We start from the raw sequence: 22,491 nt of genomic DNA on the forward strand, positions 1-22,491 counted from the left end.
AAGTGACGCTTAAACTCACGTCACTTTATTAACTAACTCTCTTACAATTGCGAATAAATCACTGGGTAGCATTCCTCTTTGCCCATCTTGCTCACTTGCGGTATCACCAGCTTTAGCGTGCAGTGTTACACCATAACGTGCTGCTTCATCAATAGTTAAACCTTGAGCAAGTAATGCCCCAATAATACCAGTGAGTACGTCGCCACTGCCGCCAACTGCCAGTGCTGGGTTGCCATCTTCACATACCCACGTGTGCTGGGCATTATCTATTAATGTTCCAGCGCCTTTTAATACACAAGTCGCGTTATAGCGCTTGGCGCAAAGGCGGGCATAATTAAAGCGGTCTGATTCTATGTCGCTGGTACTAACACTTAGCAGTCGCGAAGCTTCGCCTGGATGTGGCGTAAGTACGCATTGCTCTAACATATACGATGAGGCTTGCTTAGCGAGTAAATTAAGGGCGTCTGCATCTATAACCAATGGCATTTTATTGTTTTGGCAATATTGCATTACTTCATCGAATGTTTGTTGTGCCCACTCGTCTTGCCCAAGCCCTGGGCCAATAACAACACAGCTTGCCCACTCTAGCGCTTGATGTAGGTTATTACTGCTTACCATAAGCTCTGGTCTGCCAATACTAATAGGTGTTATTGAGCTTTCGTGTGTATACACCCTTACCATGCCAGCACCCGTTCTAAGAGCTGCTTCACTACTTAACCTAATTGCACCTGCAGTACCTTGATTACCACCAACACATAAAAGCTTGCCATGGCTGCCTTTGTGACTATTGATTGCCCGCGTGGCTATTCCTTTAAAGCTATTAATATTTATCAAGGTTCCTGATGACTGAGCTATACAAGTAAACGCATCACCAATTGCTAAATCATCAAAAACTAACTTACCGCTATGTTGTTTACCTGCCGTCGTTGTGAGCCCTTGCTTTATACCTACAAAAGTAACGGTTGAAGTAGCTTGTACTGCGCACCCTAAAGGCTGTCCTGTATTTGCTTCAATGCCTGATGGAATATCAATGCTTATTACGGGCTTACCACTGTTATTTACAGCGTTAATTATATTCGCAAAATTATCGCGCACGGCGCTATTAAGCCCAGTACCAAGGAGCGCATCAATAACGATATCGCACTCATTAAGAGCATCTTTTGTAAAATGAGAAACCACCCCACCCGCTTCTATCCATAGCTGCTGCGCTTTTGCAGCATCACCGTTTAATGCTTTATCAGGTTCAGCAGCGCATACTGTTACCTTTTTACCTGCTTGCATAATAAGCCTAGCTACAACGTAACCGTCTCCAGCGTTGTTACCATGGCCAACAATGACTAATGTATGCTGTACATCAAATAACTGCCATTGCTTATATACAGCCTCGCCTGCTCGCTGCATTAGGGTAAATAAATCGCAATGACTATTTTTAGCCGCTAAAGCTTCATTATCTCTTACTTGTTGTGCGGTAAATAAGGTTTTATTAAGCATAAAGGCTCCTTTAATAGGTGATACTTCACCTTATCAAATACTTATATCTAGCGGCTAGTTCTGTTGGCAATTTTAAATTGCAATTTTATTTAAAGTCTAACACTCCCACTTCAATTTGGGCATGGCTCACTTGAGCACGTCTAACTTGAGCAAGGTGAGCTAATTAAAGTACAATGCAGTTAATTAAAGGCTTGGTTTACTTGTAATCCAAGCCTGTTTATTTTTAGGTAGAGAAAAGCATGGCACAAACTCGCGGTAACTTATTTATTTTATCAGCCCCTTCAGGTGCTGGTAAATCAAGCTTAATCAATGCGTTATTAAAAAAACACGCTGATATGAAAGTATCTGTATCACATACAACTCGCGCCCCTCGCCCAGGCGAAGAAAATGGTGTGCATTATCACTTTGCATCTACAGATGAGTTTAAAGCGCTTATTGCCAAAGATGACTTTTTTGAATGGGCCCAAGTGTTTGACAATTACTACGGCACATCAAAGCAGGCTATTGAGTCGCAACTTGATGCGGGTATTGATGTGTTTTTAGATATTGATTGGCAAGGCGCGCAACAAGTGCGCGAAATAATGCCAAGCGTAAAAACTATTTTTATACTACCTCCTTCAAAAGAAGAGTTAGAGCAACGCTTAAATAATCGTGGCCAAGATTCGGCTGAGGTTATTGCCTCTCGTATGGCAAAAGCACAATCTGAAACATCACATTATAACGAATACGACTATGTAATTGTTAATGATGACTTTGAGAGCGCGCTTGGCGACATAGAAATGATTGTAATGGCTCAGCGCTTAACCCTAAAAGCGCAAGAAGAACGCCATCAAGTTTTACTAAATAGCCTGCTTAAATAATTTAAGTCTATTTAAATCAGGCTTAGACAAGTAAAACTGATAAAAATTGAACACTGGCTATTGGCGAAAGTGGCTGCTTGCAGTAAACTACGTCTTTGATTTAAATTATTTTTGGAGTGCTGTGATGGCCCGCGTAACAGTTGAAGATGCAGTAGATGCAGTTGGTAATCGTTTTGACTTAATTTTAGTTGCGGCTCGTCGTGCCCGCCAAATTGCTGTTGGTGGTAAAACTCCACTAGTAGACCCTGAAAACGATAAGCCAACGGTAGTTGCTTTACGTGAAATTGAACTAGGTTTAGTTGATAGCTCTTCAATGGACTTAATTGACCGTGAAGAACAACAACACCAAGAAGCAGCTGAATTAGCTGCTGTTGCTGCTATTGTTGGTGGCAACCAATAATCGACCTCCCGGTCTGATTTAGCCAACGGCGCAGTATTTCTACTATAGCCGTTGGCAATCCTCTCTTTTCATCGTATATTCGTAACTTACCTAATTTGCTTCACTAGAACATTGGAGTGTGAATGTATCTTTTTGAAGGTCTTAAAAAGAAAATCTCAGAATACTTGCCCGCTGCTGATGTAGAGCTGGTTCAAAAATCTTACGTGGTAGCCCGAGAGGCCCATGAAGGACAAACTCGCTCGAGTGGCGAACCTTACATAACGCACCCAGTAGAAGTAACCCAAATTCTTGCAGGCATGCATCTTGACCATGAAACGCTCATGGCCGCGCTAATGCATGATGTAATTGAAGATACTGATTTTAGTCAGCAAGATTTAGCCGAGATATTTGGCGAAACTGTTGCAGAGCTAGTTGAAGGTGTGAGTAAGCTCGATAAGCTTAGCTTTAAAGATAAAAAAGAATTCCAAGCTGAGAACTACCGCAAAATGATTATGGCAATGACTCAGGATATTCGAGTCATTTTAATCAAGCTTGCTGATAGAACACACAATATGCGTACTTTAGGCGCATTGCGCCCAGATAAGCGCCGCAGAATAGCACGTGAAACACTAGAAATTTACGCACCAATTGCAAACCGTTTAGGTATTCACGATATTAAAAATGAGCTTGAAGACTTAGGTTTTCAAGCGTTATATCCTATGCGTCATCGCGCACTTAAATCGGAAGTTGCTAAAGCACGCGGTAATCGCAAAGAAGTTATTACTAATATCCAGCATGAAATAGAAGCACGTCTTGAAGAATCAGGCATTAAAGCAACTGTGTCTGGCCGTGAAAAACATTTATATAGTATTTATAAAAAAATGCTTAATAAAGAACTGCTATTTAACGAAGTTATGGATATTTACGCGTTTAGAATTGCAGTTGACTCTATGGATACGTGTTATCGTGTATTAGGTGTAGCTCATAGTCTTTATAAACCTATTGAAACACGCTTTAAAGATTATATTGCAGTACCAAAAACAAACGGTTACCAATCGCTTCATACTTCATTAGTTGGTCCACACGGTATACCTGTTGAAATTCAAATTCGTACTCACGATATGGATCATATGGCCGACAAAGGTGTAGCGGCGCATTGGATGTATAAAAAAGCAGGTGATGGTGCAGGTAATACTTCGCAGCAACGTGCTCGCCAGTGGATGCAGAGCTTATTAGAGCTTCAGCAAAGTGCGGGTTCATCATTTGAATTTATTGAAAATGTAAAAACTGAGCTATTCCCAGAAGAAATTTACGTATTTACACCAGATGGGCGTATTGTTGAGCTACCGATGGGTGCTACCGCAGTCGATTTTGCCTATGCCGTGCATACAGATGTAGGCAACACCTGTGTAGGCGCGCGCGTTAATCGCAAGCCGCACCCTTTAAGTAGGCCCTTAGATACAGGGCAAACTATAGAGATAATAACAAGCTCAGGTGCCCACCCTAATGCAACATGGCTAAACTTTATTGTTACTGGTAAAGCGCGTTTGGGCGTTCGTAATTACCTTAGAAGCCAGCATCATGAAGAAGCTATGCTTTTAGGGCGCCGCTTACTTGATTCAGCGTTAGGTGAAAACAAACTAGATAGCATTGCTGATGAAAATATAGCGAGAGTACTTGAGGAGCACGAACTAACAACGCTCCTTGAATTACTTGTAGAAATTGGCTCTGGTAACCTAATGAGCATGTTAATTGCCAAACGCCTATTACAAAATGACAGTGACGACTTAACTGATATTACCAGCCAAGCCAAAGCGACCATTATTGGTACTGAGGGCATGCTAGTTAATTACTCTAAGTGTTGCCGACCTGTACCTGGCGACGCTATTACAGCTCATGTAAGCCAAGGTAAGGGCCTGACCGTTCACCGCCAAGAATGTAAAAACATCCGTGGCTGGGAAAATGAGCGCTCTAAATACTTAGTTGTAAAATGGGACGACAACCCAGAGAAAGAATATATTGCAGCTCTGAGAGTTGAAATTATTAATCATCAGGGGGCTCTGGCTAAATTAACCAATGTTGTTACTACAACCCAAGCCAATATTGTAGAAATTACCACCGATGAAAAAGAAAGTAATTTATACGTGATAGATTTAGGGGTTACCGTTAAAAACCGTATCCACGTTGCTAACATCATGCGCCGCATTCGCGTTATGCCTGATGTACAAAAAGTCTATCGTAAAAAGTAAAATAGGAAACACATGAATAAAGCATTTATCTCTACCGACAAAGCACCTGCTGCCATTGGCACTTACAGCCAAGCAGTTAAAGTAGGTACCGCTGTTTATTTATCTGGTCAAATTCCATTAGTGCCAGAAACGATGGAAATGATTTCAGAAGACTTTAGTGAGCAAACGCATCAGGTATTTAAAAATATCACTGCGGTATGTGAAGAAGCAGGCGGGCAAATTCAAGATTTAGTGAAAATAAATATTTATCTAACTGATTTATCTAACTTTGCTACTGTAAATGAAGTGATGAGCCAATACTTTAAGCAACCTTACCCAGCGAGAGCTGCATTAGGTGTTCGTGCACTTCCAAAAGGTGCACAAGTTGAAATAGATGGAATAATGGAACTTCCTTCTACCAATTAAGTATTACAGGCTATAGAGCCTCTCTATAGCCTTTCTTTCCCTCTTAGCACTTCGTTCTCTGTGACCTCTTGACTCAAATGTAAATTTCTAGCAATCTGTAGTTGTGTTTTAAAAAACAAACTTAACTTAAGTAGTAAAAAAGGATTAACTCGTGTTTAAGCTTGCCAACAATGGAAATGTTTTACTTGATGTAAAAGAACATATTCCTCCCAGCGCTGCATTTATTTTAGAGGCTCTCGAAAAGTCAGCTTTTTACGACTGCAAAATAGATCATGACGCTATTAATGATTTTTTTAAAAACGAAAACACACAACACACTCTGGTTGTAGCAACAAAACACAATGCCACTTTAAATGTAACAATTAGCGACGATAAAATGTTGGCCATTGGCGAGCTAACCCTTGCCCAAGGCGGAAAATTATTAAGTTTAGAAGATGCAAAAAAACAACTCGTTAAAGCAGGAATTGTGCGTGGCTATAAGCAAGCATTTTTAGAGTTGCTACTGCAAAAACAGTTTGAGCATACAGCGGGTTCTGTCGTTAAGGGAGTATTAGCTAAAGGCAGACTCCCAAGTGATGGTTTGGCCACTAAACTAATAACAACCGTAGAGACTTTAAAAGACCGTTTAAAAACCCCCAAGCTCAAAGAAGATGGCAGCGTGGATATGCGCGACTTTGGCAAGCTTGCAAGCGTAGAGCCAGGCTCTGTGCTTATTCGCCAACAACCAGCAACCCCTGGTAAAGAAGGCTTCACCGTAATAGGTGACATACTGCCCGCAAAACCCGGAGAAAATAAACAATTAGTGGCAGGCGAAGGCACCGAAATATCAAAGCTGAATCCGCTTGAACTAGTCTCTACTATTGCTGGTGTTCCGGTTGAAATTAATAATGGCATGCGTGTCGACGATATTTTTACCATTTCAGATGTAAATGTAAAAAGCGGCCATATTGACTTTCAAGGCAGTGTTATTGTTACTCGCAATATAGACCCAGGGATGAAAGTAACTGCCAAAGGCGATATTACTATATTTGGCACGGTTGAATCTGGCGAGCTTACCGCAGGCGGAAACCTCACTGTTAAACAAGGTATTATTGGCCATCAAAAAGTGGATAGTAAATCACTTTCTTGCAAACTAATTGCGCTGGGTGATATTCATGTATCTCACTCACAGTATTGCTATCTAGAAGCAAATAATATTTTTATTGAGCGTCAAACAAGCCATTGTGTAATGAAAGCTAAACGCTTACTGCAAGTTGGTCAATCAGACTTACCTAAGGGTAAAATATTTGGTGGAGAAATACTTGATGCAACGACCCTCATTGCTGGCGAAATAGGGAATGAGTCAGGTGCTAAAATGATTATTAACTTAGCCGCTTCTGGCGCCGAAATAACAGCAGATACTGATAATTGCTTTAAAGACTTAGCTAAAACAGATGCACAGCTAGACACGTTGCAAGCAGCGCTAGAGAAAACAAGTTTAGTAGCTGATGTAGAAAAGAGGAATCTACTCATAACTAAAATTGGCGCTACTCAAAAACATTATTGTGAGCAAGCAGAGCTATTAGAAAAACGTCTTTCAAACTTAGATCACGACTTGCACGATTTACTTAGCGACGCTAATTTAGCGGTAAATTCTGTTTTGCATTCAGGTGTAGAAATTCATATTTTTGATAAAGTGCTAAAAACAATCCGTAATTACCCTCCGTGCAACGTTAAACTTTTGAATAACAAAATTGAAATAGAGTTTAAAACAAGCTAAGAACAGAGTGCTCTATTGAGCACTCAAATTAATTCATATTTTAAAGTAAACCACTTACCTCAACATGTGTTTGCTGCGGCCATACACCCACTTGTACTTGACCAATATGCTGCTTTTGTAGCAATAGCATCGCTAAGCGCGACTGTCCTATTCCACCGCCAATTGTTTGCGGGAATTTACTTTGTAGTAGCGCTTTATGCCAATCAAACTCTAAGCGATCTTCATCTCCAGTTGTACTTAACTGTGCTTTTAAAACTTCAGGGCTTACACGTATACCCATTGATGATATTTCAAATGCATCTTCAAGCACTGGGTTCCATACTAAAATATCGCCATTTAAACCCATGTATTGATCGCATGTTGGTGTAGACCAATCATCGTAATCTGGGGCTCTTACATCATGGATTTTACCATCACCAAGCGCGCCACCAATACCAATTAAAAATACAGCACCATATTCTTGTGCAATGGCTTTTTCGCGTTGCTTAGCACTAAATTCAGGATACATTTTACGTAGCTCTTCACTGTGTACAAACTTAATATCATCCGGTAAAAAAGGCGTCAAACCATAAGACTCTCTTACAAAAGCTTCCGTCTCTTTTATCCCTTTATAAATAGACTGAACAGTTTGCTTTAGTGTTGCCAGCGAACGCTCTGTCGTTTCGCTAATTACTTTTTCCCAATCCCACTGATCAACATATACAGAATGAATAGGACTTAATGAATCTTCGTCTGGGCGCAAAGCTTTCATTTGAGTGTAAATACCCTCACCAACACCAAAGCCATAAGTAGCCAGTGTTTTACGTTTCCACTTAGCCAGTGAATGCACCACTTCGTAGCGGCTATCTGTAATCGCTTTCACATTTACAGCAACTGCGTTTTCATGGCCGCTTAAGTTATCTTGCGTGCCGTCGCCAACCTTAGCCAAAATTGGGGCTTGAACCTCAACCAGCCCAAGTTGGGTTTCTAGTTGTTGTGAAAAAAATTGCTTAACTTTACTTATTTGCTGCTGTTGCTGCACATAGTGTGAACTCATAATAATTGGCCTCATTCCCAGTTATTGTTACTTGCTTAATTGATAAAAAGCGCTCTAACTAGCGCCCTTAATGAAGTTAATGTAACGATTTGAAGGATTAATTCAACATCCCACAACAAAAATAGCTTTAATATATAAAAAGCATTAATTAAGTGATATAAAAACCAGATATTCGATAATTTTATGAGAAAAATATAATGGAAAATTATTTAATCGATAATCTCGATAAACAGATACTTCATGCGTTAATGGCAAATGCCCGTACTGCATACGCCGAATTAGCAAAAAGATTTAATGTAAGCGCGGGGACAATTCACGTAAGAATTGAAAAAATGAAGCAGGCAGGGATCATTACAGGCACCCAATTAACGATTAATACTAAACAGCTAGGCTACGATGTGTGTTGCTTTATAGGCATTAATTTAAATAACGCACGTGATTACCCGCAAACGCTTATAAAGCTAGAAGCATTGGAGGAAGTGGTAGAGGCTTATTACACAACAGGTAACTACAGTATATTTATAAAAGTAATGACAAAATCCATTGATCACTTACAAGATGTACTGATTAATAAAATACAGGCAATAGAGGCCATTCAATCAACAGAAACACTTATTTCTCTACAAAACCCAATTAGCCGTACGGTAATGCCTTAACTGTAAAAATCTCGTATAATTGCCGAAAAAAGAGGATAACCATGCAGCAAACTCGCTATCAAAGAATCGAAGACGTACTTTCGCGCCGTCAAACAGACTTAACCGTGTGCTTAGAAGACGTGCATAAACACCATAACTTATCGGCAATAGTACGAAGTGCTGATGCGGTTGGTTGCCATCACGTACATGCTGTATGGCCTGAAAAACAAAAATGGCTAACAAACAATACCTCGGGTGGCAGTAAAAACTGGCTAGAGACGCACCTGCATAGAAATATTGATGATGCTGTAGTGGCAATGCGTGAACGCAATCCAGAAATACAGATATTAGCGACTCACCTGTCAGAAGATGCCGTTGATTTTAGAGAAGTAGATTACACCAAGCCAACGGCTATTATTGTTGGACAAGAAAAAACAGGGATATCAGAAAAAGCCCTAGAATATGCCGATCAAAATATTATTATTCCAATGCAAGGCATGGTGCAATCGCTAAATGTTTCGGTTGCTGCTGCGCTAATATTGTTTGAAGCACAGCGCCAACGAGAGCTGGCTGGTTTATATAATAGAGATATGCTGAGCGCCGAAGTTAAGCACCCACTTTACTTTGAAGGCTGCCATCCTATTATTGCAAGGCAGTGTAAACAAAAAAAATTACCCTACCCAGCACTTGATGAAAACGGCGAAATCGTCGCTGATGAGCAATTTTGGCAAGCTTTAAAACATACTTGATGGACTAAAGCTCTGTAAGTACACTTAACTTACTCACAAATAATAAGATTGATACAATTTGTCTAAACCTAGCTTAAATCAATACCCAATTACAGAGCTCAAAGGGGTCGGCCCAAAAATGGCTGAGCGTTTGCTAAAGCTAGGTATTTTAACTGTGCAAGATATGCTTTTTCATTTGCCACTTCGCTACGAAGATCGTACTCGCTTATACGCGATTAGCGAGTTGTCACTGCATAGCCACGTAAGTGTTGAAGCCACAATTGAAACAAGCCAAATAACGTTTGGTAAAAGGCGCATGCTTGTTTGCCAAATCAATGATGGTACTGGCAGGCTAACACTACGATTTTTTAATTTTACCGCCGCACAAAAGAACGCATTTAGTGCAGGTAAAATAATACGTTGTTTTGGTGAGATACGCCGAGGCCGTGTTGGCTTTGAAATGAGTCATCCTGAATACAGCATCAGCGATACCTCTAACGAGCAGCCGGTAGCGACGACATTAACACCCGTTTATTCAACAACCGAAGGTTTAAAGCAGCTATCGATTAGAGCTTTAAGCGAACAGGCTATTGATTTACTACACAAATATTCAGTAGAAGAACTACTGCCTTCAAAATGGCAGCTATCAAGTATGGCGTTAAGCGACGCCTTATTATTGCTGCATCGCCCACCTAATGATGTTGATGTAACTGCATTAGAACAAGGTACTCACCCTGCTCAACAGCGCCTTGTATTTGAAGAATTACTTGCACAAAATCTCAGCTTATTAAAAGTAAGAGAGCAAGGGCAACAAGTTAAAGCCGTGGCATTAAATCCGGTAAACACATTAGAAAGCCAATTTTTAGAGCAACTTCCTTTTGCACCCACAAATGCGCAAAGCCGCGTAGTTGCTGAGATTAAAGGTGACATGAAACACGCGTATCCCATGATGCGTTTAGTACAAGGCGATGTAGGCTCAGGTAAAACCCTAGTAGCAGCACTTAGTGCACTAACAGCCATTGCGCAGGGCTTTCAAGTCGCTTTAATGGCTCCTACTGAAATTTTATCAGAGCAACATGGTGTTAATTTTACAACGTGGTTTAATCAACTAGGCATAACAGTTGCGTGGCTTGGCGGTAAAACAAAGGGCAAAGAGCGCGTAGCAACACTTGAAAAAATTGCCTCTGGTGAGGCGCAAATGATTGTAGGTACTCACGCTTTATTCCAAGATGAAGTTAAGTTTAATAACTTAGTGCTTATTGTTATTGACGAGCAACATCGCTTTGGTGTCCACCAGCGTTTATCACTACGCGAAAAGGGTAAGTTTGGTGATTGCTACCCCCATCAACTAGTTATGACCGCAACACCTATCCCACGTACACTCGCTATGACCGCCTACGCCGACTTAGAAACTTCTGTGATTGACGAGCTGCCACCAGGGCGTACGCCAATCACAACAGTGGCACTTCCTGATACTCGCAGAGACGATATTATTGCTCGCGTTAAATTAGCGTGTAACGAGCAAGGCCGCCAAGTTTATTGGGTGTGTACACTTATTGATGAATCTGAAGTACTGCAGTGCCAGGCAGCGGAGGACAGCGCACTGCAGTTAAAAGAAGCGCTACCAGAGCTAAACGTAGGCTTAGTACATGGCCGAATGAAATCAGCTGAAAAACAAGCCATTATGAGTGAGTTTAAAGCAGGTAATATACATGTTTTAGTTGCCACTACGGTTATTGAAGTTGGTGTAGATGTCCCCAATGCGAGCTTAATCATTATAGAAAACCCCGAGCGCTTAGGCTTAGCACAATTACATCAATTACGTGGGCGAGTTGGCCGTGGCGCTACGGCATCGCATTGCGTACTTTTATACCACGCACCGTTGTCTCACACCGCTCAAAAGCGATTAGGAGTACTACGCGATAGTAACGATGGTTTTGTGATAGCTGAGCGCGATTTAGAAATTCGTGGCCCTGGTGAAGTACTTGGTACAAAACAAACAGGGTTAGCCGAGTTTAAAATTGCAGATCTTACCCGTGATAAGCACATACTTAATCAAGTTAGGCCGATTGCACAGCAAATGCTTAAGCAACACCCTGAAGCTGTTGACCCACTAATTCAACGTTGGTTGGGTAATAAGCAAAATTACGCGCAAGCGTAACCACTCTATTTTCGATACTTTGAGTTTACTAAGTTAATTTACTAAATTAGCTTACTAAGTTAGGGATGCTAAATTTATTTGTTAGCATTTACAAAGGATATAAAAAAGTCAGCTCTAAACAATATAGAGCTGACTACTGATATCTAAGCTAAGCAGCATAAAAGCGATTAGCGCCTTTTACTGCTCTTAGTTAAATTTAAGCTTTGTTAAGCTCAAATATAAGCGATGTTTGCGGGAATGATATTGGCATTTGTAAACCAAACTGCATTAGCGCTTCACCTGTAAATGTTTGACCATTTACCGCAGCAATAGAAGATGGGCGATACTCTTCAAATTTTACCGGCCACACTAAATTAAGTGTGTACTGCGCATCGCCATCTAGGCCAACAAAACGTAATTTATTAGGCGCTGTACGCGGTGTTTCACGAACGCTGTTATACGCAAATAACGCTTTTGTTTTTTGCTCATCGATTAAACCAAAGTTAATTGATAAATCGTCGCTATCTAAGCGGTATAAATCGGCGCTATGAATAAACTCACGATGCTCTTTATGAAGTGCTATTGCCGCTTTAAGTGCATTGTATTCGTGATCGTTCAGTTCACGTGGGTCCATTTCAATGCCCATGTGGCCAAACATTGATACCGCAGCACGCATTTCAATACTTACATTACGCCCTGTGATATGACAATCGCGTGGGCCTACGTGTGCACCCATAACCGACGATGGGAAAAAGAACGAACATCCACGCTGTATTTCAAGGCGGTCAAGCGCATCGTTTGAATCTGACGTCCATACACGGTCTGTGTGTGCAAGTACGCCGTAATCTACACGTGCACCACCTGACGAACAGCTTTCTATTTCAAGCCCTGGGTGCGCCGCTTTAATACGGTCAATTAAACGATAGAGTGCTAATGTTTGCTGGTGCACTGCTGGCTTACCATCAAAATTACCCGCATGGTTAATATCGCGGTTCATGTCCCATTTAATGTACTTAATAGTTGGGTATTCAACTAAAATATCGTCGATGGCTTTGTATAGGTACTCAACAACCTCAGAGCGCGTTAGATCAAGTACTAGCTGATTTCTAAAGCTTAACTGTTCGTTGTTTTCAGATCCTAAAACCCAATCTGGATGCGCGCGGTATAAATCGCTATCAGGGTTGACCATTTCTGGTTCGAACCAAATACCAAACTCCATACCCAAGCTATTCACATGATCAATAACGGGTGATAAACCATTTGGGTAAATTTTATAATCTACTGTCCAATCACCTAAACCAGCGTTATCGCCACGGCGGCCTTTAAACCAACCATCATCAAGTACAAAACGTTCAATACCTAACGGCGCTACTTTGTCGGCTAGTTGCTTAAGCGTGTCTACGTCGTGATCAAAGTAAATGCCTTCCCATGTGTTGTAATGCACAGGACGCGTTTTTTCACGCTGTGCTTGGCTAAGTAAATTAGCTTTAACAAAACGATGAAAATTACGAGAAAGCGCACTAAAACCTTCACTCGAAAACGAGCCATAAATGCTCGGGCTTTGATACGTTTGACCTTTAGCAAGCGTAAGCTCACCAGGAAGTAATAACTCACCCATTTGTACATAACGACGACCTTCAGCTAAAAGCTCTGCGCGTAATTTATTATTGCCACTCCAACCTAAATGAAAGCCGTAACATTCGCCGTGTTGCTCGCCTGCATTTTCGTTATGCACTAATAAACCTGGAAATACATCGTGTGATGTTTTGCCTTTACGGTTTTCGCGAACAAAACTGCCTAAAACTAAATCAACCGACTGACGTTGAAATTCGTTTGACCAACGACCTTCAAAGCTCACTATTTTGCTTACGCTATCTGGTAGCTGAAATGTTGGTGCTGCGCAAAAGTTAACGCTTAGCGGTAAGTCGCCTAAATTAGTTAATACAGTATGTGCGCTTAGTACATCAGTGTTTTTATCAAGTGTAATGCTGTGCACTACTTCAATACCACGAAGCTTATCTACGCTTACAAACTCAGCGGTCGTACTTGAAGGCTGACGCACTTCTTGAAGCTCTGGCCCTACTGACCATGCGATTGAGTCGTTTACTAGCTCAAGCCCTGGCGCACCAGTAAAGCCCTCACCGAGTAATGGAGATAGAGAAATAGGCGCTTCTTCAACCACGGCACATTTTACTTCTTGACGCGTAGCAAGCTGAGTTAGCATTGTTTCTGTTGTTTGCTCAGATAGGCGTTTACCAAAGTACAGTAACGCCGGTGTTTTGCTCTGGCAGTCGAAAATAACGGTGCTGTTTACACTGTCTAATCGATAAAATGATTTAGTGTCGGCCATGATTTTCCTATCCTCTTATTCATTGTGTGAGTTATAAATATAACGAAAATTAGTAAGCTACACTATTTACTAAATGTATCTCTTTGCTTGAGCCACAATCGATCAGACAGTGACATTCAATAATAATAGTATATATCATATAAATTAGGTTTTGATAGTCTTTACATCGCAAATAGTCAGATAAACTCACTGGAAGTACCACTGTAATAAAAAGTATTAAACTAACCTTAGCTTTGAAGTTGTCATGTTGCTTTTAATACATATAAAAAATCGGCCAGAGTTTCCCCATGACCGATTTTGTCAGCTTAAACTATTTATACGTTATTTTTGTACTTGTGCTTGGCCTGCGTCATCAAGTGCCGGTGTTTTACCTGCCCACTGCGCATTCAAACCAAATACCACTTTATTTACTATCAATGCAAAAGCTACACATACAATCAGTGTAATTGGCATTAAATGAATGTAATGAATGTCAGTATGTAGTGGTGAGTTTGCAAACGTAAGCATGCCGTACATTACAACACCTAAAATTACTGCTGCAATACCTGCACGTGCATCAACATTTTTAAATAATAAGCCCACTACAAAAATTGAGAATATAGGCATACTTAATAAGCCGTTTAATTGCTGTAGTAAGTTAATAATACTGTCGGCTTGCTGGTAAATTGGTACAAGTACCAGTGCTAAGCTTGTTAGTAGCAATGTTACGTAACCACTTAGCTTTACAACACTTGGCTCTTTATTAAAGTAAGCTTCGTGAATGTCACACACGTATAGTGCTGTAGCTGAATTTAATAAGCTGTTGTAAGTAGAGAGTACAGCGGCTGCCATTGCCGCTGCAAACACACCGGTTAACCATGCTGGCATTACATCACCTACAATTCGACCATAAGCAGCGTCGCCAATATCGCCGTAAAGTTTAAACGAAATAATACCCGGTAATACCACAATTGCAGGGACGATTAAAAAACGAATACCCGCAGCTGCAAATATACCTTTTTGCGCTTCTTTAACATTAGGAGCAGCCATGGCTCGTTGCGTAATTGTTTGGTTAGTACCCCAGTAATACATTTGAATAAAGATCATACCGGTTAAAAGTGTTGGCCACGGAATAGGTGAGTCAGCATCGCCTATGAGTGTTAAGCGCTCCTCAGGAATACCCGTAAAGTCATAATTAATCGCATTAAGTGCTAAAAATACCACTAAAACAGCCATACCCAGTACCAGTAAACCGTTGTAAGTATCAGACACTGCAACTGCACGTAGACCACCAAAAAACGCATAAATAGCACCTACAATGGCAAATGCGGTGGCAATATACATTAGCGGAATATCAACCTTAAACATGGTTTGCATAAACAGCGCACCTGAGTAAATTACCGCTGGCATGTAAATAAGTGCATTACCTAAAAAGAATAATCCCCCAATAACAGCGCGAATATGTTTGTTGTTATAGCGCTTTTCTAAAAGCTCTGTGGTCGTTGTACAGTTGTATTTATAATAAACAGGAATAAACACTTTGGCTAAAATAATCAAACCTATAATTGCTGCAAACTCCCACCAAACTAGTAAAGCCATTTGGTTACCATTCATACCTACTAGTTGGTCGGTACTTAAATTAGTTAATGTTATTGAACCTGCAACAAACATCCAAGTAAGGCCACCGCCCGCTAAAAAATACTCTTTGGTTTGGCTTTGTCCGTTATTACGATTTTGGCCTCGGCATTTCCAATAAGTAAGGCCACCAATTAAAGCGGTGACAAAAACAAAAACCACCAGCTGTAAAATGTTATCTGACATGTGTGTGTCTCCTACGCGTTACGCGCAATGTCTGTGTAATAAAAAAGTGCACGCTACAGCGCGTGCGCATCTCGACTTAGTTCTAACTTAATTTGCTTTAAAGGCATAAGTTCGGGACGTTGGTTGTGCAGCTTTACCAATGCATTTAACTGAAACAGTGAAATAAGCATACTGTTAAGCACACTTAGGTAACCTTGCTTGTGTAAGTTTGCAACGGTATCGCTATCTAAAGTTTGCAGTTTGTCTTCATCAACGGTGCTCAAACCTTGAATAGTTTGGGTTTCGCCTTGTTCAAACTGCAATACAATATCTATGTTTTTAATAAGCCCTAAGCGCGCTACTTCCTGGGTAAATTGATACGTTTGATAATCATTTTTTAAATCGCTCTCAAGTAGCTTTTGCTGTGAATTTAAAAATAAGCTTGGGTTACCTTTAGCATCAAATAGTGCCTCGCCTTGCTGCGTATTTACGGCTGAGCTTTGATCATCAATCGCAATAAAGTAGTCGCTGCTATTTGCTTCACGGGTCATTAAATAAAGAGGCTGGGTTTGCATACATACCGGTGTGTAAAGCGCCTGCCACTGGTGGTTATTAACCAATAAACTTTGCCCAGCACTAAAGCTTGTTAAACCCGATACGGTATAACTGCCGTTTTGCGCATTTCGTGCTAAAAAAATAGGTAAGTCGCAGGCTGCTTTTGCTATTTCATTTGCTCTTAAATTAACTAAATGCTGCGTTTTTGCATATTCAATACCTGCATTAGGGTTAATTTTTAATGTTTGGTGTTTGGTGTTTACTAGTTCACTAATAGCCATAGTTACACATCCTTAAACTGGGTTAGCCGCTAACCACTGCTCAATATAAGCGCGGTGTGGCGGCAAAGTTTGCAACATCTGCTGTGTAAGCTGGCTGTTACGTTCAATTATTTGTTTGGCTTGCACATGTTGTGAATACAAATATGCTTGTTTAGTAAAGTCAGGCTTAAAGCCCATACCGTACAAAACATACTGATAACTGGCAGCAGGGAATAACTCTAATGCGCCATGAAAATCTTGAATAAGCGGGCCACGGCTTCCCCAAAGCAGTAAATCTTCTTGCAGGGTTTGTGGAATAGTATTGGGCTGCACATGTGCTTGCCAGTAAGGTTCTGGGCGCTTGGTTAACATGTAATGCAGCTTTAAAAAGTCGATAATGCGCTGCCAGCGGTAGTCCATTTGCTCGTTAAAGCGTTTAGCTACAATAGGCATTACTTGTGTATCTGCTGGCATATGCTCTGCTACAAAGCGTGCTGAAATTTCAACAAGCATAATAGCGGTTGCTTCAAGCGGCTCTACAAACCCTGCTGACATACCCACTGCAACACAGTTTTTATGCCAAAACTTCTCACGGTAGCCCGACTCAAAGCTAATTTTACGGGCAGTTAAACCGTTTGCTGCATCGCCTAAATAGTTTCGTAAGTTTTGCTCTGCTTCATCGTCTGATAAAAATTTGCTTGAATATACATGCCCTACACCACGACGATGCGTTAAACCTATATCCCAAATCCATCCAGCATTTTGCGCTGTTGCTATGGTATGGCTGGCTAAGGAGTCATCGTTTTCATCGTAAGGGACTTGCATCGCCAGTGCGCTGTCGTTAAATAGCACGTGGTCCATTTTTTTAAACGCTACGTTGAGCGCTTGGCCTAATAACAATGATGAAAAACCAGTACAGTCTATAAATAAATCGGCGCTTATAATGCGGGTTTGATCTTTTAGAGTAAGCTCATTTATTGCACCATCGTCATCAAGTTTTACCTGTTCAACAGTACCAACAATATGCTCTACGCCAAGCTTACTTTTACAATGCTGTTTAAGTATTTCTGCAAAAGCGCCGGCATCTAAGTGATAAGCGTAATTACAGTTACCTTGATATTCACCTTGCGCTATACCTCTTGGGGCTAAGCTTGCTTCGCAAATATCATGTTGAAAATTAGTTTGCTGTGCAAAGTCTTCAACATTATCTAAATATGGGGCTAAATCTATACGGCCGTAGCCTAGCGGTACAGTAAATGGATGGTAGTAAAAGTCATTATTGCCATGCGTCCAATTTACAAACTTTCCGCCTTGTTTGAAGGTAGCATTACAGGCTTTAAACACATCAACTTCACGCAAGCCTATTTGCTGAAGTGTGTTTTTCATCGTGGGCCAGGTACCTTCACCTACGCCAATAGTTGGAATGTCTGACGATTCAACCAACATCACTTTTAAGCCGTCACCATTTTGACCTTGGTGATACGAAGCTATAATTGCAGCGCTCAACCATCCTGCTGTGCCGCCACCAATTACTGCGATTGTTTTTATTGTTTTATTCATAATGGACTACTCTTTGAGTATCTTTGATAACGTTTTATACAACAAATGCCCGGTAGGGCATTTTGATTTAATGTGAATTCATTTTAGCCAATTAGGTTAACTAATATACATTACTGTTAAATTAACCTAATTGGTATTAGCACTAATGTGCTGCAATGAAACAAGAGGCGAGAAGTTCGCCTCAAACATTAATTAAAACGATCCGCGAATACCAAACGCGTAACGTGAGCCATTATCTTCCACTGAATAAATTTGGTTAGCAAAACGACCTGTTTGTACTAACTCTTCTTCAGTGATATTGATGCCTTCAGCAAAAATAGTGAAGTTTTCATTAATATCATAGCTTGCACTAATATCCCACTGGCCGTACGTTTCTACGTTCACTGGTTCACCATTGAAGCCGTTATCAACTAAGCGTAAAAAGCCTTCACGGTTGTTAAATGCAACACGTGCTTGCCAGTTGTCTTGCTCATAAAACAATACTAAGTTTTGTGAATCGCCCAAACCTTCAAGTGCAAATGTTTGAGTTGTATCATCACCTACACTAATGTCGCTATTCACAACAGTCGCATTAGCGATAAAACCAAAGCCATTTTCAAACATGTGAGTAACACCCACTTCGAAGCCGGTTACAGTTGCAGACTCACCATTTTGAGGACGGCTTACAGTGTAAACTTCTGAGCTACCAATAAGTTCGTCATCTGTTTGGTCTGTACATGTAGTACACGCAGAATCAGGACCTGAACGGTCAGACATTTCGTATGTTTCTGCACCTGTTAACGTAACAATAAAGTCGTCAACTTCTTTACTAAATACTGCAAAGCTAAATAAGTTAGCATCGTTGTAGTACCACTCGTAAGAGATATCCCAGTTTTCTGATTGGAATGGTTTAAGTGCTGGATTGCCACCACTTGCCGTTAAGTTTTGACGACGTGGTTCGTTAAAGTTTGTCGCAGGAGATAACTGAGACATAGTTGGACGAGTAATACTATCGTACGCGGCAAAACGTAAAATCATATTATCTTGTAGCTCAAGCTTAACGTTGAAAGACGGTAGTAAGTTTGAGTAGCTAGTACCTTGTTCAATATTAGTCGCAGGGCCAAATACGTTAGCAAACAATGTCGCATCTGAAGTTGGAACTACATCGCTAATAAAGCTTTGTATTGCCGCAACTTCAATATCGGTTTCAGAGTAACGAGCACCCATATTAACGGTTACCGGCATATCAGCTAGGTCAAAACCAAGCGTAAAGTCCATGTATAAACTAGTGATGTCTTCGTTAATTGTGTAACGGTTATTTTGTAGCGTTGGCTCTACTGGAAAACCTTGATCGGCTAAGTAATCAAGCATTTTATCGCCATCGTAGCTATAAAATGTATCGATTAAACCAGGGAAGTAATTACTCGCTGTGTATGCTTCAAAATCAATTTCATCAAGCGGTGCTTGTGTACCGTAACCACAAAATTGACATTGGCTACCAAAGATTTGAAAGCTTGATTTTTCACGCTCTTGGCGATAAGCACCAAAGTTAATACGCTCTACTGGGCCTTTATCTGGCACATATTCAAAATCGGCTTTTACTTCAGTAATTTCATCTTCATCTGTAAATTGATTACCAATTTCGTTGTGATGAAGTCGCGCTAGGCTTGGATCTGGCAACGAACCATTTTCAAAACCGTCATGCTGTACAGTAGGAATGCTGCCTGTACCGTCAAAAGTATAGCTATTGATAACACCTACAACGTTAAAGCGATCTCTACCAGCACGGTCGTTTTCGGCTGTTGAGCGAGATACATCAAATTTAGCTTTTAATGACTCGTTTACTTGCCAATCTACGTTAATACCAAATGCTTTATTAGTTACATCACGTGAATTACGTGTATGCGATACTAAGTCACTTGCAGGGTCGCCACTTGGCGCGCCTAAACCAACTTCTTGAGAGAAAGTTAAAAGAGTGCCTGTTTCTGGATCAATCGTTGCACTGCCTACGCGGTCTGGTTCAAACCAAGATGCTAAATCGCGTACTGTTGAGTCAACTTCGAATTTTGAAATCATACCATCAACAGTAATCGTAACATCGTCAGATGGTGCATATTGAAGTACTAAACTTGCATTTGTACGCTCGCGGTCTTGCTCATCAACTACTTGGTCCCAGTTACGTGGAATATAGGCATTTTCAAACAATACACCATCAGTTGGGTTAGATATTGTTTGGCCACCGCGCCAACCTGCCGTTAAAATTTGGTTATTTTGAAGTTTACGTTGTTGATTAGTGATGGCAAAAAGCACACCTAGCTTGTCATCGTTAAACGTATTACTTATTAAAAATGATGTTGATGGAGATACTTCTTCAGAAAGGCTTTCGTACATACCTTTAACTGAACCTAAAATATGTAAACCACCAAAATCAAAAGGGCGTGCTGTAGTTACGTTAACCGTACCACCAATGCCGCCTTCTTGAAGCGTTGCTGTATTACTTTTATAAATATCAGCACCGGTGATTTGATCTGCCGCTAATACATCAAAATTAAATTCACGACCTGCACTGTCTGTCGCAATTTGACGACCATTAACAAGTACAGTATTAAATTGTGGACCAAAACCACGAATAGTTACCGCTTGGCCTTCACCACCACTGCGGTCAATTGCTACACCTGTAATACGTTGCAGAGACTCTGCTACGTTTAAATCAGGAAATTTGCCAAGATCTTCTGCTTTAATCCCGTCTGTAACAACATTAGATGCTTTTTTATCTAACATTGATGAACGTAAGCTGCTGCGGATACCCGTTACTGCGATAACTTCAACATCTTCATTTACTACTGTAGGCGTATTGCCTTCAGCGCCTTGAGCTGCAACGCTTCCGCTTGCCAATATACCAGTGATAGCAATACTGAGCGCGGTTTTCTTGTTGAACGATAACTTATTGTTAATTATCATTTTTTAAAAACTCCTGATTGTGTGTAGTCGTTGTGTCGTTGTGGTAGTGCGTATAGTTTCAAATACTATTTATATTATAAATACTTTAAACCGGCAAAAAGTGCAACCTTTTCCTTAATTATGGATAGCATTTAATTACCGTATATTTTCTTTTGATTTTCTTTTAATTAACATTAAAGAACTGTATTTACTCAGAAAAAGCGTAAATAATAACCTGTTCGTATTTCTCTGCTGGCAATAAATTAGCCTTTGGAAAATTTTCACGATTTGGCGCATCTGGCCAATTTTGCGCTTCAAAACACAAAGCTTGCCGTGCTTTAAAAGGCGAACCAACAAAGTTTGCGGTATAAAGCTGCATGCCTGGCTGCGTACTTTTAAGGGTTAAACTAACGTTCGTGTGTGGCGAAGTTAATGTAGCCATCGTCTTTAAACTGCTGTCATCATTAAAAATATAGCAGTGATCAAAGCCATTTCCAGCTTCTAGCTGAGGATGAACGGCGCTTAAGGCCTCACCAACTTGAGCTGGCTTACTAAAGTCAAAGCAGGTACCGCAAACTAAAGCGGCTTCATTAAGTGGAATACTAGTTGTATCAATAGGAAGGTAACGATCGGTATTAATTTGAACAAGATGCTCATTAATTGACTCACTGCCATCAAGATTAAAATAGCAATGGTTGGTAAAGTTAACGAGCGTTTCTTTATTCGTTATCGCTTTAAAGTGCAGAGTAAGCTCGCCGTTTTTAGCGCTAATAGTTTGCCAAACCTGCAACTCACCGGGGAAACCTTGTTCGCCGTCGGGCGAGCAATAATAAAGCTCAACTTCACTTTCAGTTTGTTTAGTTACTTGCCAAAGTACTTTATTAAAACCTTTAACACCGCCATGTAGGCTATTAGGACCGTTATTTGCCTCTAGTTGATACTGCGTACCAGATAAGTTAAAACGCCCCTTTGCAATACGATTAGCGTATCGACCTACTGTAGCGCCTAAGTAAAATGGGTTTTCAAGATAGTATTGAGGGTCATCGACGCTAAGCGTCATTTCTTGTTTTTTAAATTTAATGCTTTTTATTATTGCGCCAAACGGCAAAATTTCAGCTGCTAAATTCTCACCATCACTGAGCTGAATAACTTGTAAAGGCTGGTTACTGGCAATAGATGTCACACGCATACTCCAATCAAATTACCGAATTAACATTTCCTGTTATAACGGCGCAACAATATATAATATAAATAGTATATAATTGAAGCCTGCAACTCAATCTAAATACGTTAAAATTTCTCGACAAAAATTTATACCTCTTCACTTAATTAAGTGATCTATTTTGAGGTAAGAAAATCGTGTTGATAACAAGGCAAAAATTTCGT

16 protein-coding genes are annotated in these 22,491 nt (G+C 40.5%); 8 read left to right on the plus strand and 8 right to left on the minus strand.

All coding sequences use genetic code 11. The features are described from left to right. Positions 1–15: 15 nt before the first annotated feature. The gene (locus tag H4J63_RS00215; protein ID WP_024606508.1) at positions 16–1,491 is read right to left on the minus strand and encodes a bifunctional ADP-dependent NAD(P)H-hydrate dehydratase/NAD(P)H-hydrate epimerase; all 1,476 of its coding nucleotides are present in this window, start codon (positions 1,489–1,491) and stop codon (positions 16–18) included. 239 nt (positions 1,492–1,730) lie between these two features. Between H4J63_RS00215 and gmk the strand changes: the two genes are divergently transcribed. The 5 genes from gmk to H4J63_RS00240 all read left to right on the plus strand — a co-directional run bounded on the left by gmk (position 1,731) and on the right by H4J63_RS00240 (position 7,143). Then, positions 1,731–2,351: a guanylate kinase gene (gene gmk, locus H4J63_RS00220; protein ID WP_024596677.1), complete on the plus strand. Its 621-nt coding sequence runs from the start codon at positions 1,731–1,733 to the stop codon at positions 2,349–2,351. A gap of 124 nt (positions 2,352–2,475) precedes the next feature. Then, complete coding sequence (gene rpoZ, locus H4J63_RS00225) at positions 2,476–2,751, plus strand: DNA-directed RNA polymerase subunit omega (protein ID WP_002958829.1); 276 nt, start codon at positions 2,476–2,478, stop codon at positions 2,749–2,751. Between the two features lie 122 nt (positions 2,752–2,873). Next, on the plus strand, positions 2,874–4,979 hold the full coding sequence (spoT, locus tag H4J63_RS00230; protein WP_002958827.1) for a bifunctional GTP diphosphokinase/guanosine-3',5'-bis pyrophosphate 3'-pyrophosphohydrolase: 2,106 nt from the start codon (positions 2,874–2,876) through the stop codon (positions 4,977–4,979). 12 nt (positions 4,980–4,991) lie between these two features. Beyond that, positions 4,992–5,384, plus strand: a complete 393-nt coding sequence (locus H4J63_RS00235) for a RidA family protein (RefSeq protein WP_002958826.1) — start codon at positions 4,992–4,994, stop codon at positions 5,382–5,384. A 151-nt stretch (positions 5,385–5,535) separates the two neighbouring features. Further along, positions 5,536–7,143: a DUF342 domain-containing protein gene (locus H4J63_RS00240; protein WP_182193713.1), complete on the plus strand. Its 1,608-nt coding sequence runs from the start codon at positions 5,536–5,538 to the stop codon at positions 7,141–7,143. 40 nt (positions 7,144–7,183) lie between these two features. On the opposite strand, the gene asnA is transcribed toward H4J63_RS00240, so the two are convergent. After that, a complete protein-coding gene (gene asnA / locus H4J63_RS00245) occupies positions 7,184–8,179 on the minus strand; it encodes an aspartate--ammonia ligase (protein ID WP_182193715.1) in 996 nt (331 codons plus the stop codon). A gap of 197 nt (positions 8,180–8,376) precedes the next feature. On the opposite strand from asnA, the gene asnC reads away from it, so the two are divergent. Genes asnC through recG form a run of 3 tightly spaced genes read left to right on the plus strand, consistent with a single transcriptional unit; the run spans position 8,377 to position 11,703 of the window. Beyond that, positions 8,377–8,835 (plus strand): transcriptional regulator AsnC, encoded by a 459-nt coding sequence (gene asnC / locus H4J63_RS00250; protein ID WP_002958822.1) that lies wholly within the window; start codon positions 8,377–8,379, stop codon positions 8,833–8,835. A gap of 41 nt (positions 8,836–8,876) precedes the next feature. Next, on the plus strand, positions 8,877–9,563 hold the full coding sequence (gene trmH, locus H4J63_RS00255; RefSeq protein ID WP_076925783.1) for a tRNA (guanosine(18)-2'-O)-methyltransferase TrmH: 687 nt from the start codon (positions 8,877–8,879) through the stop codon (positions 9,561–9,563). Positions 9,564–9,621: 58 nt separating this feature from the next. Then, a complete protein-coding gene (gene recG, locus H4J63_RS00260; protein ID WP_182193717.1) occupies positions 9,622–11,703 on the plus strand; it encodes an ATP-dependent DNA helicase RecG in 2,082 nt (693 codons plus the stop codon). A gap of 196 nt (positions 11,704–11,899) precedes the next feature. Here recG and H4J63_RS00265 read toward each other — a convergent pair whose 3' ends face one another. From H4J63_RS00265 to H4J63_RS00290, 6 genes are all read right to left on the minus strand, one after another. After that, complete coding sequence (locus tag H4J63_RS00265) at positions 11,900–14,032, minus strand: alpha-galactosidase (protein ID WP_182193719.1); 2,133 nt, start codon at positions 14,030–14,032, stop codon at positions 11,900–11,902. A 321-nt stretch (positions 14,033–14,353) separates the two neighbouring features. Then, on the minus strand, positions 14,354–15,832 hold the full coding sequence (locus tag H4J63_RS00270; protein ID WP_182193722.1) for an SLC5 family protein: 1,479 nt from the start codon (positions 15,830–15,832) through the stop codon (positions 14,354–14,356). Positions 15,833–15,885: 53 nt separating this feature from the next. Then, on the minus strand, positions 15,886–16,647 hold the full coding sequence (locus H4J63_RS00275) for a SapC family protein (RefSeq protein WP_182193724.1): 762 nt from the start codon (positions 16,645–16,647) through the stop codon (positions 15,886–15,888). A 12-nt stretch (positions 16,648–16,659) separates the two neighbouring features. Continuing rightward, complete coding sequence (locus H4J63_RS00280; protein ID WP_182193725.1) at positions 16,660–18,186, minus strand: tryptophan halogenase family protein; 1,527 nt, start codon at positions 18,184–18,186, stop codon at positions 16,660–16,662. Positions 18,187–18,378: 192 nt separating this feature from the next. Next, complete coding sequence (locus H4J63_RS00285; protein WP_182193727.1) at positions 18,379–21,126, minus strand: TonB-dependent receptor; 2,748 nt, start codon at positions 21,124–21,126, stop codon at positions 18,379–18,381. 187 nt (positions 21,127–21,313) lie between these two features. Continuing rightward, positions 21,314–22,288, minus strand: a complete 975-nt coding sequence (locus H4J63_RS00290) for an aldose epimerase family protein (protein WP_024606514.1) — start codon at positions 22,286–22,288, stop codon at positions 21,314–21,316. Positions 22,289–22,491: the final 203 nt, after the last annotated feature.

The sequence above is a fragment of the Pseudoalteromonas sp. 5Ae-yellow genome (genome assembly GCF_014077565.1).
Lineage (GTDB): Bacteria > Pseudomonadota > Gammaproteobacteria > Enterobacterales > Alteromonadaceae > Pseudoalteromonas.

Bases quoted from the DNA above. Each gene is read 5' to 3' on its own strand.
- asnA (WP_182193715.1), bottom strand. From the start codon at position 8,179: ATGAGTTCACACTATGTGCAGCAACAGCAGCAAATAAGTAAAGTTAAG.
- H4J63_RS00265 (WP_182193719.1), bottom strand. From the start codon at position 14,032: ATGGCCGACACTAAATCATTTTATCGATTAGACAGTGTAAACAGCACC.
- rpoZ (WP_002958829.1), top strand. From the start codon at position 2,476: ATGGCCCGCGTAACAGTTGAAGATGCAGTAGATGCAGTTGGTAATCGT.
- H4J63_RS00280 (WP_182193725.1), bottom strand. From the start codon at position 18,186: ATGAATAAAACAATAAAAACAATCGCAGTAATTGGTGGCGGCACAGCA.
- asnC (WP_002958822.1), top strand. From the start codon at position 8,377: ATGGAAAATTATTTAATCGATAATCTCGATAAACAGATACTTCATGCG.
- gmk (WP_024596677.1), top strand. From the start codon at position 1,731: ATGGCACAAACTCGCGGTAACTTATTTATTTTATCAGCCCCTTCAGGT.
- spoT (WP_002958827.1), top strand. From the start codon at position 2,874: ATGTATCTTTTTGAAGGTCTTAAAAAGAAAATCTCAGAATACTTGCCC.
- H4J63_RS00270 (WP_182193722.1), bottom strand. From the start codon at position 15,832: ATGTCAGATAACATTTTACAGCTGGTGGTTTTTGTTTTTGTCACCGCT.
- H4J63_RS00275 (WP_182193724.1), bottom strand. From the start codon at position 16,647: ATGGCTATTAGTGAACTAGTAAACACCAAACACCAAACATTAAAAATT.
- trmH (WP_076925783.1), top strand. From the start codon at position 8,877: ATGCAGCAAACTCGCTATCAAAGAATCGAAGACGTACTTTCGCGCCGT.
- H4J63_RS00215 (WP_024606508.1), bottom strand. From the start codon at position 1,491: ATGCTTAATAAAACCTTATTTACCGCACAACAAGTAAGAGATAATGAA.
- H4J63_RS00285 (WP_182193727.1), bottom strand. From the start codon at position 21,126: ATGATAATTAACAATAAGTTATCGTTCAACAAGAAAACCGCGCTCAGT.
- H4J63_RS00235 (WP_002958826.1), top strand. From the start codon at position 4,992: ATGAATAAAGCATTTATCTCTACCGACAAAGCACCTGCTGCCATTGGC.